This is a genomic window from Prevotella denticola (assembly GCF_900454835.1).
Classification (GTDB): Bacteria; Bacteroidota; Bacteroidia; order Bacteroidales; family Bacteroidaceae; genus Prevotella; species Prevotella denticola.
The window spans coordinates 94,817-119,523 of sequence record NZ_UGTM01000001.1 but is presented as its reverse complement, the minus strand read 5'-3'; the positions used below and the strand labels follow the sequence as shown (position 1 = coordinate 119,523).

The 24,707-nt window shown below is 53.8% G+C and carries 16 protein-coding genes and 1 tRNA gene; 9 read left to right on the top strand and 8 right to left on the bottom strand.

Annotated features, from left to right (window positions below; all coding sequences use genetic code 11):
- Positions 1-10: 10 nt before the first annotated feature.
- Entirely contained in the window at positions 11-2,086 is a 2,076-nt protein-coding gene (locus DYH27_RS00530; protein ID WP_025067861.1) for an outer membrane beta-barrel protein, read from the bottom strand.
- Between the two features lie 273 nt (positions 2,087-2,359).
- Between DYH27_RS00530 and DYH27_RS00525 the strand changes: the two genes are divergently transcribed.
- Positions 2,360-3,673 (top strand): UDP-N-acetylmuramoyl-tripeptide--D-alanyl-D-alanine ligase, encoded by a 1,314-nt coding sequence (locus DYH27_RS00525; RefSeq protein ID WP_025067862.1) that lies wholly within the window; start codon positions 2,360-2,362, stop codon positions 3,671-3,673.
- Between the two features lie 77 nt (positions 3,674-3,750).
- Positions 3,751-3,823: transfer RNA gene (locus DYH27_RS00520), tRNA-Pro, on the top strand.
- A gap of 178 nt (positions 3,824-4,001) precedes the next feature.
- On the opposite strand, the gene DYH27_RS00515 is transcribed toward DYH27_RS00520, so the two are convergent.
- Entirely contained in the window at positions 4,002-6,818 is a 2,817-nt protein-coding gene (locus DYH27_RS00515; RefSeq protein ID WP_029216545.1) for a M16 family metallopeptidase, read from the bottom strand.
- A gap of 638 nt (positions 6,819-7,456) precedes the next feature.
- On the opposite strand from DYH27_RS00515, the gene DYH27_RS00505 reads away from it, so the two are divergent.
- The 4 genes from DYH27_RS00505 to DYH27_RS00490 all read left to right on the top strand — a co-directional run bounded on the left by DYH27_RS00505 (position 7,457) and on the right by DYH27_RS00490 (position 14,889).
- Entirely contained in the window at positions 7,457-8,044 is a 588-nt protein-coding gene (locus DYH27_RS00505) for a hypothetical protein (protein WP_025067864.1), read from the top strand.
- A gap of 538 nt (positions 8,045-8,582) precedes the next feature.
- A complete protein-coding gene (locus tag DYH27_RS00500) occupies positions 8,583-11,207 on the top strand; it encodes a SusC/RagA family TonB-linked outer membrane protein (RefSeq protein WP_029216546.1) in 2,625 nt (874 codons plus the stop codon).
- Between the two features lie 30 nt (positions 11,208-11,237).
- Positions 11,238-12,962 (top strand): RagB/SusD family nutrient uptake outer membrane protein, encoded by a 1,725-nt coding sequence (locus tag DYH27_RS00495; protein WP_025067865.1) that lies wholly within the window; start codon positions 11,238-11,240, stop codon positions 12,960-12,962.
- A gap of 181 nt (positions 12,963-13,143) precedes the next feature.
- On the top strand, positions 13,144-14,889 hold the full coding sequence (locus DYH27_RS00490; RefSeq protein ID WP_025067866.1) for an alpha-amylase family glycosyl hydrolase: 1,746 nt from the start codon (positions 13,144-13,146) through the stop codon (positions 14,887-14,889).
- Positions 14,890-15,434: 545 nt separating this feature from the next.
- Here DYH27_RS00490 and ahpF read toward each other — a convergent pair.
- The 6 genes from ahpF to DYH27_RS00460 form a co-directional block, all read right to left on the bottom strand.
- A complete protein-coding gene (gene ahpF / locus DYH27_RS00485; protein WP_025067867.1) occupies positions 15,435-16,994 on the bottom strand; it encodes an alkyl hydroperoxide reductase subunit F in 1,560 nt (519 codons plus the stop codon).
- A 106-nt stretch (positions 16,995-17,100) separates the two neighbouring features.
- Positions 17,101-17,667 (bottom strand): alkyl hydroperoxide reductase subunit C, encoded by a 567-nt coding sequence (gene ahpC, locus DYH27_RS00480; RefSeq protein ID WP_004354458.1) that lies wholly within the window; start codon positions 17,665-17,667, stop codon positions 17,101-17,103.
- Between the two features lie 301 nt (positions 17,668-17,968).
- Complete coding sequence (locus DYH27_RS00475; RefSeq protein WP_025067868.1) at positions 17,969-18,514, bottom strand: hypothetical protein; 546 nt, start codon at positions 18,512-18,514, stop codon at positions 17,969-17,971.
- Between the two features lie 162 nt (positions 18,515-18,676).
- A complete protein-coding gene (locus DYH27_RS00470) occupies positions 18,677-19,387 on the bottom strand; it encodes an ABC transporter ATP-binding protein (RefSeq protein WP_025067869.1) in 711 nt (236 codons plus the stop codon).
- 19 nt (positions 19,388-19,406) lie between these two features.
- Positions 19,407-21,068: a putative transporter gene (locus DYH27_RS00465; RefSeq protein ID WP_025067870.1), complete on the bottom strand. Its 1,662-nt coding sequence runs from the start codon at positions 21,066-21,068 to the stop codon at positions 19,407-19,409.
- Between the two features lie 71 nt (positions 21,069-21,139).
- Entirely contained in the window at positions 21,140-21,958 is an 819-nt protein-coding gene (locus DYH27_RS00460; protein ID WP_025067871.1) for a bifunctional hydroxymethylpyrimidine kinase/phosphomethylpyrimidine kinase, read from the bottom strand.
- Between the two features lie 38 nt (positions 21,959-21,996).
- Between DYH27_RS00460 and DYH27_RS13340 the strand changes: the two genes are divergently transcribed.
- The 3 genes from DYH27_RS13340 (at position 21,997) to DYH27_RS00445 (ending at position 24,702) form a co-directional block, all read left to right on the top strand.
- Entirely contained in the window at positions 21,997-22,188 is a 192-nt protein-coding gene (locus DYH27_RS13340; protein WP_172462785.1) for a hypothetical protein, read from the top strand.
- 285 nt (positions 22,189-22,473) lie between these two features.
- A complete protein-coding gene (gene metK / locus DYH27_RS00450) occupies positions 22,474-23,769 on the top strand; it encodes a methionine adenosyltransferase (protein WP_029216547.1) in 1,296 nt (431 codons plus the stop codon).
- A gap of 3 nt (positions 23,770-23,772) precedes the next feature.
- Positions 23,773-24,702, top strand: coding sequence for a DUF4271 domain-containing protein (locus DYH27_RS00445; protein WP_025067873.1), 930 nt, complete (start codon positions 23,773-23,775; stop codon positions 24,700-24,702).
- Positions 24,703-24,707 lie beyond the last annotated feature (5 nt).

The following is a 24,707-nucleotide window of genomic DNA, read 5'->3' as shown; positions in this document are numbered from 1 at the left end:
AGCCTGACCGCTACATGATTCCCGTCTGCCTGTCACCCTTCTGCTGTATTTTCTTTCTTATCTCCTTGTACGTCTTGCCCCTTGACAGCCGCCAGGTGAAGTTGAGGGTTACCATATTGCCCAGATCTCTGCTGCGCTGGAAAGTGTCCTTGTACAGATTTTCGTTAAGAACCTGCGAACGGTACATCCTGGGATGCTGCTGGAAAGGGTGCTGCAGGTAAAGCGACAGGTCGCAGTTCCCGAGGTGATAACCGGCAGTGAAATAGACGGCCGGACTGTTATGCCCCAGCTGTTCCCCCTCTACGAATTTCCAGCCGTTGTCCGCAAAGCCGGCCAGGGTCCAGCGGCCGAGATAGACCTGCACGTTGCCACCACAGGTATAGGATGTAAGGTAATGACGGTAAAGACTGCTGACATTGAAGAAACGGTTGATTCCTCCGGCCAGGGTCAGGGACAGATGCTCGGGGATGAGGTCATACTTGAGGTAGTCCTGGACGTAGAACATCCGTATGCTTCCGGCGTTCTGCTGCGAATATAGGAACTGGTCGGCCGCCGTCCGCTCATATACACCCATGTTACAGTTCAGGTTGTGCCGGTACTCCATATAGATGCCATTCGACAGATGCGGACCGTGATAGTTCAGTTCCATCAGGTTCTGGACGACACGCGACGGCTTCAGATCAGGATTGCCGACCGTCCATTCCCTGCTGTTGTTCCTGATTCTTGCATCGCTCACCATGGCATAGGAGGACACCCGGCGATAGGTCTGGAACGTATAATGTATGCCCAGTCCCTTCACGATTTCGTACCCCAGTGTCAGCTTGGGACGGAAGGTCCAGTAGTCATAACTGAAGGCTGCCTGCGAATAGGTTTTGTTCGCCACACCGGCACCGGCCGAACAGCTCAGCCGCTTCCACCGCCCTTTCAGTTCGGAAAAGAGATACAGCTCCCCGAGGTGGATTCTGTTCCGTGCCAGGACATCTCCGCTGTAATCGTTCCGGGTGTACTTCGCCATGTGCTGCAGACCAGCCGAGAGCGTGAAAGGTTTCAGCCGGTTCTCGTAGACAGCCTCGCTCCGCAGTTCCCAGGTGCGTCCGTCAACACTGTATTCATAATGGCCTCCTTCTCCATTCTGCACTCGTCTGTCTGTATAGATGCCGGAGCATACGACATTCGCCGTGACGCTCTGATGCTTCCCCAGCTGACGGAAGAAGTAAAGATCCAGTGCCGGAGAGAAACTGCTTTCCACCTGCGCCTTCCGGAAAGACTGTACGGTAGTTCCGTCATGCAGCAGGAAGTCGGAAAAACTGCCAGGGCTGTTGCTGCCGTCACCCGACAGCGTGGCCTGGAAAACATACGTGGAAGAATCGGCAAGACTGTACTTCACCTGGAACGTATTGCCCAGGGCCTGGCTCCTGTCTGCCGTCTGTTCACGTGAGACGGTGTGATGTCTGCCGTCGTTCAGCAGATAGTCGGCCGTCTCGGATGTCCGCCCGCCCCGGAAATCCTGACAGGAGAAATTGTAAGAGAAGGACAGTTCCGAGTTTTTATGGTTGAACTTCGCATAGAACATATCGTTGCTGTTCCGTGCCGTGAGCGTATGCGTCAGGTCTGCCCCCACCGTGTAGCCGCCCGCTTCCCGCTGCGTCCGTATATCGATGACGTAGGCTATCCCTTCTCCATAGCGTATGCCCGGATTGTCGATGAAATCGATGCCTTTCACAAGTTTAGGGTCCAATGAGAGCAGTTCTTCTCTGCCGGCAAGTACTCCGTTCAGCCGCAACTGCACCGTACCGTTGTTCATCAGGGACGTTACCGTGTGCATGACCTCGTCTACCCTGATGTGCGGAAGGGCCACTTTCCCTAACAGACTGTATCCGTCGGCAGCTGCCTTCCGCTGTGCTTCGGAAGGGACAATCAGCTGTCCGTCAATCTTGTTGATTACTCTTGCCGCCTTCACGGTAACCTCCTTCAGTTCCACACTCTTTGCCGTCTTGCCGCTTTCCACCTTTTCCTGTGCCGAAACAGGCAGCAGCAGAAAAGAAGACAACATCATAAACAATAATTTCCTCTTTGCCATTCCCATCTGTGTTTTTTGTCGCAAAGATAGACACTGTGCCCCGGTCGGAACGAAAATAATCACTGACAATTGCCTGACATTGCATCCACAGCCTGCACGTCCGGCATTCCCGACCGCTTGGGAATGCTGTTCCCAACGCCTGGGAATCATGTTCCCAACACCCGGGAACCATATTCCCAAGCGGTCGGGAACAGCTGGGATTCATATAAAAATGAACGTTATTGCTTTGCATTGTCTTCCATTTAAGTTACCTTTGCACCAGACAATAAAGGAAACAGTATGGACATACAGGAGATTTACAGAATTTACAGAAGCCACCCGGTCGTGACGACTGACAGCCGCGACTGCCCGCAGGGAAGTATCTTCATCGCCCTGAAAGGGGCATCGTTCGACGGCAACAGGTTTGCAGAAGCAGCCCTGCAGAAAGGCTGCAGCTATGCCGTCGTTGACGAAAAGGAATACGCAAAGGCGGATGACGGGCGTTACATTCTCGTCGATGACGCACTCGTCACCTACAAGGAACTGGCACGCGAACACCGACGGCAGTTCCCGATTCCGGTAATCGGCATTACGGGGACGAATGGGAAGACGACGAGCAAGGAACTCATCTCGGCCGTTCTGTCAGAGAAATTCAACGTACACCATACCGAGGCGAACTACAACAACGATGTCGGCGTGCCGCGTACGCTGCTCGGCATCCGCCCCGAGCACGAAATCGCCGTCATCGAGATGGGAGCATCCCATCCCGGGGATATAGAGAAGCTCGTCAAGTACGTGGAGCCCACCTGCGGACTGATCACCAACGTGGGCCGTGCCCACCTGCAGGGATTCGGCAGCTTCGAGGGCGTGAAACGCACGAAAGGAGAACTGTACGATTTCCTCAAGGCTCATGACGGCCTGCTCTTCCTCAACGAGAGCAACGCCGACCTCATGGAGATGGCAGCGCAGCGGGAATTCAGCCGTATCATCACGTACGGACAGGACGAGACCGCAGATGTGCAGGGAAACGTCGTCAGCTGTGCGCCTTTCCTGAAATTCACCTGGCAAGCTCTCAGCCATCAGCCCTCCTCCGGCGCCTGCGAAGTACAGACCCATCTCATCGGATCCTACAATCTGGACAATATGCTGGCGGCCATTGCCATCGGCCTGCATTTCGGCGTAACACCGCAGCAGGTCTGCCATGCCCTGGAGAACTATATCCCCCACAACAACCGTTCGCAGCTGACCGAGACGGCACACAACAGGCTCATCGTGGATGCCTACAATGCCAATCCCTCGAGCATGGCTGCTGCCATCGAGAACTTCCGGCTCATGCAGGTGAAGGACAAAATGGCCATCCTCGGGGATATGCGCGAGCTGGGAGCGGCTTCCTGCGAGGAACACCAGAAGGTCGTCGACCTGCTCAAAAACACTGGCATAGACAATGTCTGGCTCGTCGGCGAGGAGTTCGGCAAGACCCGCACCAGCTTCCGCAAGTTCCATGATGTAGAGGAGGTGAAGGCCGAGATAGCACGCTGCCGCCCGGAGAACCATTACATCCTGATAAAGGGCAGCAACGGCATAAAACTCTTCGAACTGCCTGCCCTTCTCTGACAAATTAGAAAAAAAGAACGAAAAACTTACGTTAGTTCCGAAAAAATGACTATCTTTGCACCCGCTTACAGAGCAATCGGGATGTAGCGCAGTTGGTAGCGCACTACGTTCGGGACGTAGGGGTCGCCAGTTCGAGTCCGGTCATCCCGACAATCGAAAAAGGGGAAGAAGCCATACGGCCTCTTCCCCTTTTGAGTTGTGTGAGGGGAGATGGCGGGGAAATGATAAGCGATGACAGGCGATGACAAGACAACAGGCGACGACAAGCTTCCGGTCATTGCCTGCAAACGCCTGTCATCGCCTGTTCCTATTCTTCAGGAAGCGGATCCTACTTCGCCGGAGTCATTACCACCTCTGCATGATTGCCGGCAGCAACCAGCTGCTTCAGGTGAGCTGCAAGCCTGGCAGGAGTGAGTGCCTCTACGGCTGCCTTGTAGCCTGTCTGGAGGTCGACACCCGTCCAGATGTACTCGTCGAGGATGTCCATCCAGTGGCCGTTGTTCTTGGCGGAAAGCTCTGCATTCTTCAGCATGAAGTCCTTTACCTTCTGCACCTTGTCGGCATCCATCTTCACCGTGTTGTCCTTCATTCCCTCGGCAAGGAGCTTCAGGGCAAGATCGGACTTGTTCGGGTCCATCGGACAGTAGCCCTGTATGATCGCCACCGCCTTGTCGCCTCGACGCTGCAGACCACCGCCGGCACTCACGGAGTAAGCGGCACTGGCATCCTCGCGGATACTCTTCAGGTAAACCATTGAGAGCACCTGTGCGGCAGCATCCGTCAGGACGGAGTTCTCAACCGTATAGGCCATCGGCGCATGCCACAGTTCAAAGGCGATGGCCTTGGGTGTCTCAGACTTGCGGGTGAACCTGTTTTCGATCTTTCCGGCAGCGAAACCCGGAACATCCTTCCAGTTCTCGGCCTTTCCCTTGGGCAGGGAAGCGATGTACTTCTCGATCAGCGGACGCAGTGCAGCCTCATCGAAGTTGCCGACGAAGTAGTAGACGAACTGTCCCGGATTGGCATAACGCTCCTTCCATATCTGGAGAATGCGGTCGTAGTTCACGCCTTTCAGCGTGTTCAGCGTCACCGGTGCGAAGCGTGCCTCGTGCCCGTAGATCGTGCAGGTGACCGAGTCGGAGAAGACACTCTCCGGCGAGAGGTCCTTGTTCTTCAACGCCAGCTCGAACTGCGACATCATCGACTTGAACGAAGCCTCGTCCTTGGTGACATCCGTGAAGTTGAGATAGAGCAGCTGCATCATCGTCTCCACATCCTTCGGGACACAGGAACCGCCGAGCATCTGGTAGTAGTTTGACAGCGTGCATGACATGGAAGCCTGCTTGCCCGAGAGAGCCTTCTGCAGTTCCTGATGCGAGAAATTGCCCAGTCCGCTGTTGCCCATGACGGCATCGAAGAGCTGCAGGTTGTCGAAGTCGGCCTTGCCATAGAGCCCTTTGCCGCCCTTGGCCACCGCCTGGAACTGGATTTCATTGTCCTTGAAGCCGGTCTTCTTCAGAATGACACGTGCGCCGTTGCTCAAAGTCAATTCCTTGTAGCCGAGCACCTTGTTCTCTTTCTCGCCGGTAATCTTGCCGGCCTTCGGCAGTCGGGTCTCGTCGAGGAGCGGTTCCTGCTTCACGTTGTCAACATAAGGTTCGATCTTCTCGCCACGTACGGCCTTGATGGTCTGTGCCATCTGCGCCTCTGTCGGATAGGTCTTGCCGGCTTTCTCCTGTGCGAAGATGAAAGCCACGAAGTTGCTGTCCTTGTCGGAGATGAGCTCCTGGGCATACTTGTTGATGACGTCCACATTCAGTGCCGGCATATCTATCAGTTGCTTCATGATCTGATACTCGTCCTCCTTGCCTGGGATAGGCTCGTTGGTGAGATAGTGGTCGCGCAGCTCGTCGCCGTACTGTGCATTCTTGATTTTGTTGCGGTTGACGTAGGCAGCCTCTATCCGGGAGAGGTATTCAGCCTTCATGCGGTCGTACTCGCCGGCAGTGAAGCCGTGCCGGCGCACACGCTGGGCCTCACGGTAGATGGCGGCCAGCGATTCAAGGTCTTTGCCGTCCTTGGCCGATGCCGACATTTCAAAGGCATCCTTGGTCTTCGAGAGGAAGTAGTCGCCATCGTCAGCACTGGCACTTGTGAACGGACAGTCAGGTTTCTGCGAGAGTTCCTCCAGCCGCTGGTCGAGCATCATGGTGATGATTTCCTTGGCGTAAGAGTCGATGTAATAGTACATATCACCTTTCTGATCATCAGGGAAAGCATCGTGCTTCATGCAGAAGCCTACCTGGCTGTAAGGCATCTCCTTGTCTTTGCCGAAGACGTAGATGGCTTCCTTGGTGTCAGGCACCTGCTCGTCTACGACCTGTGCCGCGTCGGCCGGAACAGTAGACTTCGCCCAGAGCTTCTTGATTTCGCTTTCGATATGGTCTACATCCACATCGCCGACGACGATGATGCACTGATTGTCGGGACGGTACCACTTCTTATAGTAGTCGCGGAGGTCCTGATAAGGGAAATTGTCGACAATGCTCATCAGGCCGATCGGCATACGGTGTCCGTACTTGGAGTTGGGATAGAACTTCGGCAGTACGTCGTCATAAATCCGCATGATCGGGCTGCGGCGCAGCTGCCATTCCTGGTGGATGACCCCGCGTTCCTTGTCGATTTCCTTGTCGGCAAGCGTCAGGCCGTTCGACCAGTCCTTGAGAATCAGCAGGCAGGAGTCGAGTGCGCTCTGGCGGGACGTCGGCACGTCGCAGACACGGTAGACGGTCTGGTCGATGCTGGTATAGGCATTCAGATTACTGCCGAACTCAACGCCGAGCGAACGGGTGAATTCCAGCAGTGTGGAGTCGGGGAAGTGTTCCGACCCGTTGAAGGCCATGTGCTCCAGAAAGTGGGCCAGCCCTCGCTGCTTGTCGTTCTCCTGGATCGAGCCGACCCGCTGTGCAATGTAGAAGTTGGCTACATGCTCCGGCCACTCGTTGTGCAGGATGTAGTAAGTCAAGCCGTTGCTGAGCTTGCCCTGCCTCACGTTCTTGTTCACGGGAATCGGCCCCATCTGCTGTGCAGACACCATTCCCGTCACAAAGAGCAAGACAATCAAGAATAAATGTTTGATTTTCATCTTAAACGTTGTTTTGTAAATGAATATTAGCGATTATGGCACAAAGATACACAAAAATCTGTTACTCTTCTCTGTTTTTCCTCTTTTTTTATATTTACGGAAACACACTCCCGACGGCTACCCAAGGCTTTTGTCTTTCATTGCCCGGCTACATTCCACAGTTCCGGGAAGTGGTGCCGTCGCCGGCCGTATGTAAACATTCTGCACATCCATGATGGTCTCCCAGACACGAGAAGGGCGTATTATCCGTCCTCAACCAGAGGGACGGGAACAGCGGTCCCAGGCTTTGGGGACAGGAGAACCAGGCCTTGGGAACAGGAGAACCAGACTTTGGGAACAGGAGAACCAGGCCTTGAGAATGGAAGTCCCCGACCTTGGGAATAGCAGACTGGACAGGCTTGTTTTCCCCACGTCAGCCCCCGGTAGTGGACTGAAAAGCCGCTCTCGAACTGACATTGTCATTTTTCGGCTTAGAAGCAGGAATCCGGGAAGCCGGCAGGTACAGTCCGAATCGGGGGAACACCTGCACTCGAAGCCTTAAACAATATTAATATCCGGTTTGTTCCATCTAAAAAATACTATGGAAAAGGTCGTATGTGAGAACTTTTGTGTTTCTTTGCAGCAAAGAACTGACTGCAATGCGTATTCGTGTCATCGCCTTCCTCCTGTGGCTGCTGCCGCCGGCCGTGCTCCATGCACAGCAGGTGCTGGTGTGCGATGGTGCTACGCGTTTCCCGATACGTGACGTGCTGGTCAGCGTTGACGGGAAATCCGTCGGACAGACGACATGGCAAGGACGCATCAGTCTGCCCGACTCTTTCCTGACGGCCAGTTTCAGGAAAAAGGGATATGTCCCGGAGACTCTCCTAAAGGAAGAGGTACGGCGCGATACGGTCTTCCTCTTCCCTGCCGCCCACTATCTTGACGAAGTCGTGGTTGTAGGAAAACAGACGGTCGACGGACGCGGACTGCTGAAGAAAATGCCGAAGCGGGATATCCTTGAGAAACGTCCCCCCAGCAGTCTGGGAGGGTTCGACCTGGGAATCATGCTGGACAAACGGTATCGCCGCGACCGCAGGCACGTTGCTCAACTGCGTGAGATATTCAAGAAAATGGATGGACTTGACGACAAGGAAGACCCCATTCTGAAGGCTTACCGGCAGACACAGATGGAATTGAAGGCCGACTCCATCCAGAAGAAGAACAGCAGACAACAGGACAAGTAGCCGGCTGCCGGCGACTGCAAGGAGCAAAGCCCTGTGTCCGACGGCTCCGTTCCTGTGCCGGCTATCCGGCAGACGGAAGGTCTGTCGGGGGATGGTCTGACACGGTTGTTTTCCATCGAAAACGAGAGAAGTATGTTCAGAAGAACACTTACAGAATGGGGCCGGCCACGGATGGAGCCGGCCTCTTTCCTGCCTGTCTCCCCCAGGAAAAAGAAACAAAAGCATCCCGAAAAGAAAAAAACTTCACGATTGTAAGATGCTTTTATATTGATTTTTAACGATTAGTTGTAGATTCTACGCTTTAAAAATATGACTCTTTTATTTGTCTATTTGAAGATTTTAAGATACCTTTGACAGCGGAAAAGAAGATAAAGACCTACGACTATTCTGCCCCGAAACGACAAATGACGCCCAGGCAACAGAGGCCGTATCGTCCCGGGCAACCTGCCGCTCCAGCAGATATTCAGACGACTAACAATCAGATCCGTTAGGACCATAACTTAAAAGTATAACTAATTTCAAAAAGTTCTAATCCCTCATGAGCAAATCGTTTATGAAGCGGACCGCAGTGATAGCTGTCGGTCTGACGTGTGCAATGAGTTCCTATGCCCAGTCAGTGGTACAGGGAAGTGTGAAGGATGCGTCGGGTGAGCCATTGATTGGTGCGACCATCCAAGTGAAAGGAGAACAAGGCGGTACCGTAACCGATATTGACGGTAACTTCAAGCTCCCCAATGTGAAGCCCGGTGCGACGCTCGTCTTCTCTTATGTAGGCTACAGCAACAAGGAAGTGGCTGTAGGCAACCAGTCCAATATCAATGTTTCTCTCTCCGAAGACAACAAGCAGCTCGACGAGGTCGTCGTCGTCGGTTATGCCGTAGGCACGAAGCGTACGGTGTCGGGAGCCATTGAGCGTGTAGGCAAGGGCGACATGAACAAGGGTGTCGTAACCACGGCAGCCGATGCCCTGAAGGGAAAGGTCAGCGGTGTCGTCATCAGCCAGAACGGCGGCAATACCAACTGGTTCGACGAAATAGAGCGTTCGGCCGGGCTGACACAGACCCACAACATCGCCTACTCGTCCGGCAACGACTCCGGCAACTACCGAGCCAGCGTCGGCTTCGTACAGCGTCAGGGCGCATTGAAGAACTCGGATATGCGCAACTATACCATGAAGCTGGATGCCACGCAGTACGCCTTCAACAAGAAGCTCAAGCTGGAGCTGGGTGTCCTGGGCAGTGAACGCGACGGAAAGATGCAGTACGACCCGCAGAAGATGTTCTATTCTGCCGCCGCCTACAACCCGACCTACCCGACCTACAAGAACCCGCAGACAGGCGAGTGGGACGAAGACCGCCTTGCCAACGAGATATACAACCCGCTGGGACAGCTGGAGGTACAGGACCGCTTCGACGTAGGTTCGCTCAACGCCCATGGAAAGGCGACCGTCACGCTGGCTGACGGACTCTTCCTCAGTGCCTTCGGCAGCTATACCCGCATGAACCTCGACCACAAGCGTTACGTGCCGAACGACATTCAGCAGGGACGCATCAACGGCAACGGCTGGGCATACATCCGCAACATGAAACGCACGGACATCATGGGCAACCTGCAGCTGACTTATACCAAGGACTTCGGCGAGCACCATATCGACGCACTCGCCCTGATGGAGGGCCAGCAATACAAGACCTTCTGGAATTCAGAGCAGTCGTTCAAGTTCGATACCAATTACTTCGGCTTCAACAACATGAAGGCCGGTGCCAACGTCTCCTGGGGCGATGTGGACTCTGAGTCTACGGAATATACCCTCTGCTCTTACATGGCACGTCTGAATTACATGTACGGCAACCGCTACATTGCAACCGTCAACCTCCGTACTGACGGCTCGTCAAAGCTGGGTGAAGGCCACAAGTGGGGCTGGTTCCCGTCAGCATCTGTCGCATGGGTCGTATCACAGGAACCGTTCATGAAAGAGGTGCGCTGGGTGGACAACCTGAAAGTCCGTCTCGGATATGGTGTGACGGGCAACCAGGATGTCATCGCTCCTTACAACTCACTGGCCCTCTATGCACCGAACGGCGTGACCTCGGTGAACGGTGTCAACACGACGACCTATGCCATCCAGAGCAACGACAACCCTGACCTGAAGTGGGAGGTAAAGCATACCTTCGACATCGGTATCGACTTCGCCGCTTTCCAGAACCGTCTGAACGTTACTTTGGACTGGTATACTTCCAAGACGAAGGACCTGCTCTATACCTATACCGTACCTGTTCCGCCATTCACCTACAACACCTTGCTGGCGAACATGGGTGAGATGACCAATTCGGGCTTCGAAATCGGCGTGCGCGGCGACATCATCCGCACAAAGGACTTTACCTTCAATTCCGGCATGAACCTCAGCTTCCAGAAGAACAAGCTGAACTCGCTGAGCGGCACCTATAAAGGACAGAGACTGACGACCAGTGAGCACATCCCGGTTGCCAACATCAATGCGGCCGGCCTGACGCAGAACACCGGTGTGACTTATCTCATGGAGGGACAGCCGATCGGTGTATTCTACCTGCCCCACTGCAAAGGCATCGATGACAAGGGACAGTACATCATCGAAGACCTCGACAAGAACGGAACCATCGACACCGGCGACTCCGGCGACCGCAAGGTGTGCGGACAGGCGATACCAAAGGCTTACCTTGGCTGGGATTTCACCTTCAAGTACAAGAACTGGGATCTCACCATGCAGTTCAACGGTGCCTTCGGCCATAAGATCTACAATGGTACGGGCATGACCTACAGCAACCTCAGCAACTTCCCGACCTACAACGTGCTTTCTGATGCTCCGGAGAAAGGAATCAAAGACATACAGATTTCCGATTACTGGCTGGAGAAAGGCGACTACGTGAACTTCGAGTACATCACGCTGGGCTACACCTTCAACAAGAAGCAGCTCAAGGCCGACTGGATTCAGAGCATCCATCTCGGACTGGCCGTCAACAACGTCTGCACCCTCACCGGGTACAGCGGCCTGACCCCGATGATCAACTCCGCATCGCTCGTCCGTGTCGACGAAGGCCGTACAACCTACGGGACACTGGGTGTAGACGACAAGCGTCTCTTCCCGTTGACACGCACCTTCTCGTTCAATGTGTCTGTTAATTTCTAAGGTCTTGATAAACAAAAAAGGAATACTATTATGAAGAAATATATTTTCGGAATGGCACTGCTCTCCACGGCACTGCTTGCAGCCTGCTCGCTGGACGAGACACCTCAAAGCAAGTTCAAAGAGACTGACGCTTTCGCAAATGCCACACTGACCTATGTCAACTCTGTGGCAAAGGTCTATTCAGAGATCGGAGACGGTATCTATGGCGGTACGGATGCCATCCACTGTCTGCAGGAATTCACTTCTGACGAGGCTATCCTCCCGGGACGGCAGGGCGACTGGGTAGACGGCGGCAAGTGGCAGAACTTCTTCCTCCACAACTTCGCATCGTCTGTGGACACCTACAACAACAACTGGAAGCATATCTACAAGATCATCGGGCAGTGCAACGGCTCCATCGACCAGCTCACGCCGATGCTCGGCGAACATCCCGACTACAAGCCGTATGTGTCCGAGCTGCGTGCCCTGCGCGCCATCTATTACTATTATGCGATGGATCTCTTCGGACAGGTGCCGGTAGTGACGTCTTCCAAGCAGGGAACCAGCGATGTCAACCAAAGCAACCGATCGGATGTGTTCAAATTCGTCGTCAAGGAACTGACAGAGGCCATGCCTGACCTCGCAGATGACCAGAGCCAGAAGACCGGCAAGTATTTCGGACGTATCACCAAGCCTGTTGCCTATATGTGTCTGGCAAAGTGCGCCCTCAATGCACCTGTCTACAACACGGATGACGTAGCTCCGGACAGCTACAAGGCGTTTGTCGGCGACGACAAATCGAAGGAATGCAAGGCCAGCGAGACCCTCGGTGCAAACATATCGGCAAAGGGAATGGACATCAAGATGACTGTAGACGGAACGGAACGGAACTGCTGGGAGACCGTGAAGTACTGCGTGGACAAGCTCGCAGGCTTCGGCTACACCCTCTCGCCGAACTATGCCGACAACTTCGTCACACAGAACCAGAACTCTAACGAGAACATCTTTGTACGTCCGAACGACGACAAAACGTACAAGATTACCGATTACAACCTGATCCGCTCCGTACACTACAACCATGCGAGTGCCGCCGGCTTCAACGGATGGAACGGTGCCTGCGCCACGGTACGTGCGATGAAAGTGATGGGATACAAGGAAAGCAACGAAGACCCACGCCTGCGCCAGAACTACTGGGTAGAGCAGGAGTACACCCAGCAGACCGGCGGCAAGACCGTGGACGACGGTGTCGGCGGGACGCTCTCTTACCGTCCGCTGGCAGTCGTGGTAGACTTCGATGCCAATGCCGACAAACATGACGTGAAATGCGCCGGCGCCCGTTTCAAGAAGTATGAGTACGACCCGACGGCAGCCGCACAGGGGCAGTACAACAACGACCTTGTCATCTGGCGTTATGGCGACGCACTGCTGATGAAGGCGGAAGCAGAATACCGGCTGGGCAACCATGCGGCGGCACTGACACTCGTCAACCAGGTCAGGGACCGGGCACACGCCACCCCGCGCACCTCGCTCAACCTGAATGATATTCTTGACGAACGCATGATTGAACTGGCCTGGGAAGGCGTACGGCGTCAGGACCAGATACGCTTCTGCACCTTCACCCAGCCGACGGCAGACCGTTATCCCGGTGTCAGCCACAATGCTTCTGCCGGCGATTATCTCGATGACACCCAGGGATACACCTGCGTCTATCCGATTCCTTATGAGGTGCTGAATCTGAACAAGAATCTCCATCAGAATCCAGGCTATAAGAAATAAAGCCGGTTCTGATTCCTTATCACAGCCGGGATGTCCAAGGATATTCCGGCTGTCAACTTTCAGGGAATGCAGACTCCTCTATCCTATTCTTCCTTTGTTTTTCAAAAGGATATCCGTACTTTTGCATCAGACAACACAACAGGAAGTCCGACGGGCATCCTGACAACTAAAAACTTAAACAATGAAGAAAAAAATCATCACAGCAGCAGCGGCACTGGCCATGGCAGTCCCCATGACGGCCCAGATCGGCACGAACCCACAATGGCTTGACAATGCCGTTTTCTATCAGATCTATCCTTCCTCCTACATGGATACGGACGGGAACGGTATCGGAGACCTGCCCGGCATCACCAGCAGGCTGGATTACATCAAGTCGCTGGGCGTGGATGCCTTGTGGCTGAATCCCGTATTCGAGTCGGGATGGTTTGACGGTGGCTACGATGTCATCGACTTCTACAAGATTGACCCGCGCTTCGGTACGAATACCGATATGGTGACGCTGGTCAACGAAGCCCACAAAAGAGGCATAAAAGTCTGCCTGGACCTGGTGGCAGGACACACGAGCGTGAAGTCGCCGTGGTTCCAGGAATGTGCGAACGGCGACCGCAACGGGCGTTATTCCGACTATTATATATGGACTGACACCATCTCACAGAAAGACAAGGAAGAGATTGAAGCACGCCACAGGGATGCCAATCCGGAGGGAAGCACACGCGGGCGTTATGTGGAAATGGATGCGAAACGCGGCAAATACTATGAGAAGAACTTCTTTGAATGCCAGCCTGCCCTGAATTACGGCTTTGCCCATCCCGACCCCTCTCATCCCTGGGAGCAGCCTGTGACGGCACCCGGACCGCAGGCCGTACGCCGGGAGATGAAGAACATCATGGCCTTTTGGTTTGACAAGGGTATCGACGGCTTCCGTGTGGATATGGCCTCTTCGCTCGTCAAGAACGACCCGGGGAAGAAAGAGGTGTCAAAGCTGTGGAACGAGATGAGGGCATGGAAAGACAGGCATTATCCCCAATGCGTACTGATATCCGAGTGGAGCGACCCGGCCGTCGCCATCCCTGCCGGCTTCAACATCGACTTCATGATCCACTTCGGCATCAAGGGTTATCCCTCTCTCTTCTTCGACCGCAACACACCGAACGGCCGGCCGTGGGAGGGACAGGACATCTCCAAGGAGTACAAGTTCTGCTACTTCGACAAGGCAGGGAAAGGAGAAGTGAAGGAGTTTGTCGACAACTTCACGGCAGCCTTCAACCGCACAAAGCAACTCGGCTACATCGCCATCCCGACGGCCAACCACGATTTCCAGCGTCCGAACATCGGCACGCGTAACACGATGAACCAGCTGAAGGTGGCCATGACCTTCTTCCTGACCATGCCGGGTGTACCGTTTATCTATTACGGTGACGAAATCGGCATGAAATACCAGATGAATCTTCCTACCAAAGAGGGTAGCAACGAACGTGCCGGGACACGTACTCCTATGCAGTGGGCTGCCGGTCCTACCGCCGGATTCTCCACCTGCGAGCCTGCCCAGCTCTATTTCCCTGTGGATACGGAAGACGGAAAGCTGACGGTGGAGGCACAGGAGAAAGACCCCAATTCCCTGCTGAACTTCACCCGTGAACTGGTCCGCCTGCGCCATGCCCACTCGGCATTGCATGGAAACGGAGAATGGGAACTTGTCAGCAAGGAAAGCCAGCCCTACCCCATGGTCTACAAACGTACGGCCGGCGGAGAAACCGTAGTCGTTGCCATCAATCCGAGTGCCAGAAAGGTTTCAGCAAGGATACCTCACCTTGGAAAAGCCAGGCCGCTGTCCATGACGGGAGAAGCAACTTACAAGACAGGCGGCAAAGGTGATGTCATCAACCTGAAAGCCATATCAGCCGCTGTATTCAAGATCATTGAATAAGACTTCCATTTCCAAGACCTTTACCAGGTGTATCAGAATAGCTGCCAGCAGGCATTCTGATGCACCTTTTCTGTCTGCATTCCTGAATAGACAAGGATGATTACACGGACTTCCCCACATAAAAAGCCAATGCCGGCCGATAAGACATAAGCGACATCATTTTCCATGCGTAATCTCTTTTAAACGGACAAGTCCACATTGTTTCCGGAAAAACAAGTCCCTCTGGGCAGATAAGTCCTGCCGGCACAGCTCTTCGCCGGCTGCGTTTTGCTCCCATCCCGGCAACAGACTGCATGGAGCGGGGCATCAGCACGACTGGTGTTTACAAACAACTCCATGGGTGGCGGGCATCAACACATCAGCAGGAAAGGCCTGTTCATGCCTGTCACTACCATTATATAGCAAGACACTGCCGGCTGACTTACAGGGGAAAGTTTACCGGACAGCACTGGTAACAAAACACGAAAAAGTCCGACGGGCAGGTGAAGTCAGCTCACACTTGCCGCATCGGACAGATATACACTCAGGTAGTATGGTTTACAAGGTTATCCTATAATCACTCCACGGATGCGGTCTTCAAAGGCAGACAGGGCAGCCTTGGCCCCCTCACCCAGGGCAATCGCAATCTGTTTGTAAGGAACCGTCGTCACGTCGCCGGCAGCGTATACACCAGGCAGACTGGTACGGTTGGCCACGTCAATGACAATCTCCTTGCGCGAAGTCAGCTCTACTTCGTTCCTGAAAACATCGCTGTTCGGCGACAGACCTATCTGTACGAAAACGCCGTCCAGAGGAATATTGCTTTCCTCACCGCTGATACGGTCTTTCACTGTAATGCCCGACAGCTTCTGTCCGTCACCCAGAAGCGCCGTTGTCTGGGCAGACAGGAACACTTCCACATTGGGCAGACCGGCAACTTTCCGCTGCAACACCTCATCGGCACGCAGTGCTTCGGCAAATTCAAGGACGGTCACATGACGGCAGATGCCGGCCAGGTCAATGGCAGCCTCGATGCCGGAATTACCGCCACCGATGACCGCGACATCCTTTCCTTTGTAGAAAGGGCCGTCACAATGCGGACAGAAGTGCTCGCCATAGCCGATGTACCTTTCCTCACCAGCCAGGCCGAGACGACGCCAGCCGGCACCTGTGGCAATCACCACTGCGGGTGCGGCGAAAGTCTCTCCACCACGTACAGAGACCGTCTTCTGCCTGTCTTTCAGGTTTGCGGCAACTACCTGCCGGTTGTCGAATATATCAATCGGATAGTCTGAAAGATGCGTGCGGAAATCGGCTGCGAGCTGCGTGCCGGTTGTCCTGGCGACCGAGACAAGGTTCTCGATGCCGGTCGTGTCATTCACCTGTCCGCCGATACGTTCTGCCACAACGGCCACCTTCAGCCCCTTCCGGGCGGAATAGATGGCGGCCGACACACCGGCAGGTCCGCCGCCGAGAACCAGGACATCATACGTACGGACAGGCAGCACGGCCTCCCCGTCATGGTCTGTCCCGACCTTGTCTTCCAGTTCCTGCAACAGCACGACGAGGTCGCCGCGTCCCACGTGGAGCGGTTCGCCATTGACATAGACGGCAGGAACACCCTGTATACCCAGACGTTCTATTTCGTCCTGGTACAATCCTCCGTCCACCATCTCATGGCTGATACGCGGGTTGATGAGCGCCATCACGTTCAGGGCCTGCACCACGTCGGGACAGTTCGTACAGGTAAGGGAGACGTAAGTCTGAAGCCGTATCTCACCTTTCAGTGCCTTGATGCGTGCCGCAACAGCCTCATCGGGAAGATTCTTTCCCTGTCCGTCAGCATTGAGGATGGCAAGGAGGAGCGAGGTGAACTCATGGCCGTTGGGGATACCGCGGAAACTGATTCCGGTTGCTTCTCCATTTCGGAGGATGCTGAACGAGAACCGTTCACCCTCCTGACAGACGGTGCTGATTCTGTCAGAGACAGAAGCGATGTCCTCTACAAAAGCCGAAAACTCTGCCGACTGTGCTTCTTCGCTGTTACGTACGACACTGAGCGTAATGTCTGATGAGAGCGAACTGAAGACGCTTCTCACCTGTTTAAGTATATCTGGATCTAACATGGGACTTGTTGAATTCTCTGCTTATTCTACAAAAAGTGGAGAGAAAAAGCCCGCAGGCTCCTCCCTCCACCGGGACTTCTATGACGATTCGATGTCCGTTAAAGTCTTAGAGCTTGCCGACAAGGTCGATGCTTGGCTTCAAGGTCTCACCGCCCTGCTTCCACTTGGCCGGGCAGACCTCGCCCTCGTGCGTAGCAACAAACTGGGCTGCCTCGACCTTGCGTACCAGCTCATCTGCATTCCGGCCGATACTGTTGTCCTGGATTTCAGCAATCTTGATGAGCCCTTCCGGGTTCACAAGGAACGTACCACGGTAAGCAACGCCCTCATCCTCCTTGTAGACACCGAAGCCACGGCTCAGTACGCCTGTAGGGTCGGCGAGCATGGTATACTTGATTTTCTTGATTCTCTCAGACGCATCGTGCCATGCCTTGTGTACAAAATGTGTATCGGTACTTACCGAGAACACCTCTACTCCCATCCCTTTCAACAGCTCGTACTTGTCGGCCAGGTCTTCCAGCTCTGTAGGACATACGAATGTAAAGTCGGCAGGATAGAAGAAGAAAAGCGCCCACTTTCCTTCAATGTCTTTGTTGGAAACGGTCTTGAACTGTCCGTCCTGAAAAGCCTGGACGGTAAACTCGGGTGCGTGTGCATTGATAATTGGTTCCATATCTAACTAAAACTGTTTATGTGATAAATTCTTTTGTTTTGTGGTGCAAAGATACGTCCAGTAATCAGCATCGCCAAAAGATAAAAACTATCACACAATAGAGAATATCTATCAGACAGGAACAATATAATGGGTATCAGATATTTAGAAACGGCACAAGCCCTGTTGAAAAAGATTGTCTGCCATGAAAAAATATCGGACGGAGCAGTCCCGGCACCGTCTTCAGCCTATAGAGAGGCGTGTCAGACATACGTTCATCGCCCTGTCTGACACACCTCTGAGAAACCGGAAGAGAACCTTCTTACTGTATCCGCACGCTCTTTCCGTCTTTGTAACAGGCAATGGTACGGACACCATCGGTGTAGATATCCTCACTCCCCGGCATATCCAGCGTGAAGCCGGCAGCCTTCACCTGCCCCACAAGATTGTCGTATGCCGCCTGATTGAACACGGCGATGATGATCGCCCCGTCCTTGAAGGCAATGTAACTGGACACTCCCTTGCGCATCGGCTTCGGATAATCAGCATACTTGTCGGCAGTGAGGAGCTTGGCCAGAGCACAGTTCTTGTAATACATCTTAGAGAACTTGTCCAGACGGTAAACCTCATAGTTGGGCTTCAGCTTATAGCCATACTTTTTCGTTATCGCTGCTGCCTTGTCAGGGTTCTGGTACATATCCAGTGCTTCGGCAATCGTAATCACCTCCTTCAGCGGCTCGACAGCTACAATGCTGTCTCTGTGTACAGGGGCTGCAGCAGGTTTCGTTGCAGTCTGCTGCGTACCGCAGCTGAAGAAGGTCATGGCTGCCACAAGGGCGGAGAATACGATTGATACGTTCTTTTTCATATTGTTGTTTTTGAAGATGAATGACTATGAGAAATAAAGAGCGGCAGGACCGGCTGGTTGGACAGGAGATATGCTGAACCATCTGGGACAGCAGAATCAGGACCGCAGGAAAAGCCACGACGGATATAACAGACAGAAGTTCCGGATAGCCCGTGCAGACTTTCAGCCGCCAAGGACAGCTTGCATGGAGGCCTTCACCTCAGCTGCAGAGACACAGTGCAGTGCGTGGTCTTTCATTTCCAGCAGGCAGTCGGCAAAGCGAACGGCAAGCTCCAGATCGTGGGTAGAGAGCAGGATGAGCTTGTCACGGTCATGCGCCATCCGCTGCAAGAGCCGGAAGGTCTCGACCTTGGAGGGGAAATCCAGGAACGCCGTAGGCTCATCAAGAAGAATGACCGGTGTCTGCTGGGCAAGTGCCTTGGCTATCATCACTTTCTGCCGTTCGCCGTCAGAGAGCGTCTGGATCATCCTGTGCCGCAGCGTTTCTACCCCCACGGCATCAATGGCATCGCTGACGACCCGGCGGTCACCGGCCCGCAACCGGCCGAAGAAACCGGTATAAGGCGAACGCCCAAGACCAATCACCTCTTCAACTGTCAGATTCTGTACATCGGGCTTCTGCGTCAGGACGATGCTCACCTGGCGTGCTAGCTCCCGCCGAGAGAATGTTCCGACATCCCTGCCGTCCAGCAGCAGGCTGCCGTCCAGCTTCGGAAGGAATCCCGTGAGCGTCTTCAGAAAGGTTGACTTCCCGATGCCGTTTTCCCCTGTCAGGCACGTCAGCTGTCCGCTCATCAGCTCAACGCTGATATCAGAGACGACCGGCAGGGAAGGCGAATAGCCTACAGAGAGATGAGACAGGCGGATGACCATGGCCGTAAAGTATAAGCCGTCAGACGAAGAACATCACCAGCACCTGGGCGATGATGACCCGGACGAACATACCCAGCGGATAAACCGTGGCATAACTGATGTTGCTGGTCTCGCCTTTCACAGTATCGTTGGCATAGCCCAGGGCCATCGGGTTTGCCATCGATCCGCAGAGAATACCACAGACCGTACCGAAGTCGAACTTCTTTAACCGCAGTGCAATGACTCCCACGATGACGACCGGGACAACCGTAAGGACAAACCCCAGACCGATCCACAGCAGTCCGTCAGGACGGACAACCGTAGCAAGGAAGTCCTTGCCGGCATCCAGTCCGAGGCAGGCCAGATAAAGCGAAAGCCCCAGTTTGCGCAGCATGAGCGACGCACTGCGCGTCGTATAGGCGATGAGGTGCAGACGGGGACCGAACGCACCGGCAAGGATACCCATGATGATAGGGCCACCGGCAATGCCCAGCCGTATCGGCGACTCCATTCCCGGAATCGAAACCGGAATGGTTCCCAGGGCCAGACCAAGGAGCATCCCGAGGAAGATAACAGCCAGATTCGGCTCGTTGAGCGTCTTTACAGAGTTGCCCAGGAACTTCTCGGCATGGTCGATAGCCTCCGGCTGTCCCACCAGTGTGAGGCGGTCGCCATAGCGCAGGACAAGGTCCTCGGTGGCAAGCAGTTTGATGTCGCTGCGCAGGATACGGCTCACATTGACGTTGTATGCGTCGCGCAGGTGAAGCTGTCCGAGCCGTTTGCCGTTCAGGACACCCTTCGACAACACGATGACACGGCTTTCCACTTTCGAGTCAAGGTGGTTCCAGTCCACCTGTTCCTTGTTCAGGTCGCGTTTCACCTTCTGCCCGAAAAGGATTTCAATGGCAGATACCTCTTCGCGCTTGGTTGCGACAAGCAGGTTGTCGTTCGTATGCAGCACGGTCGTTCCCTTGGGGACAATCACCTCCTCTCCACGCCAGATGCGCGAGATGATGAACTTCAGATGTGTCCCTTGCGCTACCGTGGCAATCGTCTTGCCGTCGACAGCCGGGTTAAGGACGACAAACTGACCGATGTAAGTATGGTCATCATCCGAAGCGGAGTAGACGACAAGATCGTCCGGCCTGACGAAGAACTTACGGATGAAGATCATGGCGAAGATGACGCCTACCACACCCAACGGATAGGTGACCGCCGTTGCCAGTGCCGCGCGGGCACCGCTGACTCCTGCATGCTGAAGGGCCTGCTGTCCCGCACCGAGTGCCGGCGTATTGGTGGTGGCTCCGCAGAGAATACCCACCATATCGGACATCGGGACCTTCATGGCGTAGGAAAGTGCCACAGACATCACCGTACCCAGAAGGATAACGCCCAATGACCAAAGATTGAAAGACGTTCCTTCGTGCCGGAAAGAACCGAAGAAAGTTGGGCCCACGCTCAGCCCAAGCGTATAGACAAAGATGACCAGACCGAACGTCTCACAGTAGTCCAGCATCCGGCCGTCTACCGTCAGACCGAAGCTGCCCACGGCAATACCGAAGAAGAAGACAAAGGCTATGCCCAGCGATATGCCTGCTACCCTGATTTTGCCTAAGCCCAGTCCCGCTGCACAGATGAGCGAGAGGACTACCACCGCCTGCAACGCCGAAGGAATTGAAAAGAGTCCGTTGATCCAGTTCATATTGATTTGATTTTGGAGTGGAGGAGCGGATAAAGTGTCAACGTCTTCAACCCTTTACCCACCCCTTTGTATTACAATATCCCGAGATATTTCTCCAAAGGGATTCCCCTGTTTTTGTCCTTGTTGTCCCTGTTGAGGTCTATCAGCTTGTAGACGCCGTCCATGGCCTTCTGCGTACTCGGTATCAGCAGTTCATCATCGAGAAGATGACCGATGAGGATGGCAGAGAAGATGTCGCCAGTACCCGGGAAATGGACAGGAATCTCGGTATAGGGCAGCGAAAAGAACTTGTCCGTCTTGTGGTTGTAACCCGCTACGGAAGGCGTACCGTCGACGAGAATGGAAGTGATCAGTGCCGACTTCGTACCGATTTTCCGCAGTCCGTTGAGCAGTTCCTCCGCTTCGTCAATGCTTACGCCAGCCGCTTTGAAAGTACTGTCCGTAAGATAACAGGCCTCGGTATAGTTGGGGAAAGTCAGGTCGGCAACGCCGATCATCTCGCGCATGGAACTGATGGTTGCAGGAGTTACGCCGTTATAGAGTTTCCCCTCGTCGCCCATAATCGGATCGACAAAGATCTGCGTACCCCGTGCAGCCTGTTCCCGGCAGTAGCCTGACACCAGCCTCGCCTGCCGCTCTGACGCAATGAAACCTGTCGCAATGGCATCGAAACTGAAGCCCAGCTCCTTCCAGACAGGGAACACGCCCCTGATGTAATCGGTAGTCTCAAGAATGTTGAACTTGCCATAGTCAAGCGTGTTCGACACCAATGCCGTAGGGAGGTTGTAGACGGGATGTCCCAGATAAGACAGAATGGGGAGCATGGCTGCCGTCGCCACCTTGCCGTATCCTGCCATATCGTTGATAAGAAGAATCTGTTTCTTACTCATTATATGTTTCTTTGAACTGCAAAGGTAGTGCAAAGCGTATGAACGGCAAAATAAAAACCGATAAATCGCATGACATCCCCGCCTTGCCGGCCTTTGCCTGCCGTTTTTCCAGTGGCTTGTCCATCGGCTTTCACATAGCCGGATACGGTCGTGGGAACCTGTTCCCGGCACGCTTTCCGGGCATCAGTTCCAAATTTTCTCCGTGTAAAGAAATATTTTCTTTCATGTAAAGAAATATTTATCTCCATGCAGAGAAACATTTCTCTTCATGAAAATAATTCGTCTGAAAGGTGAGAGTTCTGATCACGGCTATCACTATTTATCATCGTCCATCACCACTTTATCAACGCCTATCACCACTTATCGTCACCCATCACCACTTATCATCGCCCATCACCCGCCTAATAATATATAAATCTTATGCTTTTATTTTGTCATCCCGCTAAGTTGCAGTAACTTTGCATCCTTAAACGGGATTGGACAATAAAATCAACTATAAAACATAAGATAAGGACATGGCATATTTATTTTCATCGGAATCTGTATCTGAAGGACACCCGGATAAGGTTGCCGACCAGATCAGTGACGCACTGCTCGACCAGTTTCTGGCCTACGACGAAGACGCACGGTGTGCAATAGAAACATTCAACACTACGGGACAGGTGGTGATCATGGGCGAAGTGAGGTCTAAAGAATACGTCGACCTCCAGACAATAGCCCGGAAGACCATCAACAACATCGGCTACACAAAAGCCGAATATCAGTTCGACGGCAACAGCTGCGGCATTCTCTCTGCCATCCATGAACAGAGCGACGACATCAACCGGGGCGTCGACAACGGCGATGCCGAAAACCAGGGAGCCGGAGACCAGGGGATGATGTTCGGCTACGCCTGCGACGAAACCGACAATTACATGCCCGTCACGCTCGACCTGGCCCATCTCATCATGCGCACGCTGGCCGACATCCGAAAGGAAGGCAAAGTGATGACTTACCTCCGTCCTGACGCCAAGAGCCAGGTCACGGTGGAATACAGCGACGACAACCTGCCGCAGCGCATTGACACGATTGTCGTGTCCACACAGCATGACGACTTCATCAAGCCAGCCGACAGGTCGTACAAGGCACAGCTGGAAGCCGATAAGGCTATGGTCGAGAAAATCCACGAGGATGTCGTCGAGATTCTGATGCCGCGCGTGAAAGCGCAGATAAAATCAGAGAAAGTACTGGCTCTGTTCAAGGAGGGCATCAAATATCTCGTCAACCCGACAGGAAAATTCGTCATCGGCGGGCCGCACGGCGATACCGGCCTGACAGGCCGCAAGATCATCGTCGACACCTACGGCGGCAAGGGCGGACATGGAGGCGGCGCCTTCTCCGGCAAGGACTCCAGCAAGGTAGACCGTTCGGCAGCCTATGCGACACGTTACATTGCCAAGAACATGGTGGCTGCCGGTGTCAGCGACGAGATGCTCGTGCAGCTGGCATACGCCATCGGTGTCGCCGAGCCGGTCAGCGTCTATGTGAACACTTACGGCCGCTCGCACGTAAAGGCTACCGACAGCGAGATTGCAGAACAGATAAAGAAGCTGTTCGACCTCCGTCCGAAGGCTATCGAGAAGACCTTGAAGCTCCGCCAGCCCATGTACCTGGAGACAGCTGCCTACGGACACATGGGCCGCAGGAACGAAGTTGTAAAGAAAACCTTTTCAAGTCGTTATCACGACACCAAGACCCTTGACGTTGAACTTTTCACGTGGGAGAAGCTCGACCGCGTGGATGAAATCAGAAAGGCATTCGGACTCAGATAGACCATGCCGACAAACGATTCCATTGTCCGACTTTCCCTGCTGCTGAAATCAACGCCGGCGGCCGGGAAGAAAACAAGCACCGGTTCTGCGGTACAGACGGATCAGGCATCTGCTCCGTCTGTCCTGCTGCGCCCCCGAAAACAGAAGACGTTTCAGCTGACTGATTTCCATTTTGCGGAAGAAGGCTACTTCAAAGGGAACAAGTACTTCAAGCTGGGACGCGGAAACATACACGCCGGCGGGGTGCCTGGCATTCCCGCACCCTATGCCATCAGCAACGACAACACGGTAACGGCCCTGCTCTTAGGCTGCTTTGTGATGGCGATGGTGGCATTCTCCGTATCACGCAATTTCATCGAGAAGCAGATCTGGGGCTTCTTCCGAATAAGCCGGCGCAAGGAGCTGGTCAGCGAGACCGACTATGAGGTACGGTTCCAACTGTTTCTGATAGCACAGACCGCCTTGCTGTCAAGCATCCTTTGTTATTTCTTCACGCACGGCGGAAGCGGAAGGCTGGAAGGAGCGTCCCAGCTCGGAACGATAGGATGTTTCTGCGCTATCTTCATGGGTTATTTCCTGCTTAAGCACTTAACCTATGGATTCGTCAACTGGGTGTTCTTCGACAAGAAAAAAAACGGACAATGGAACCACACATGGCTCTTCCTTTCCTCCCTCGAAGGGGTTCTGCTGTTCCCGATAGTCCTGCTGCAGGTGTATTTCGCTCTGTCGGTCAATGCCGCATTGGTCTATACGCTGATTGTCATATTATTCATCAAAATGCTTGCTTTCTATAAGGGTTATGCCATCTTTTTCAAAAGAAATAGTGCCAGTCTGCAAATAATTTTGTACTTTTGTGCGCTCGAACTGATGCCGCTGATGATATTGTGGGGCATTTTGCTGATTACAGATAACTATTTGGTAATAAACTTTTAGGACAC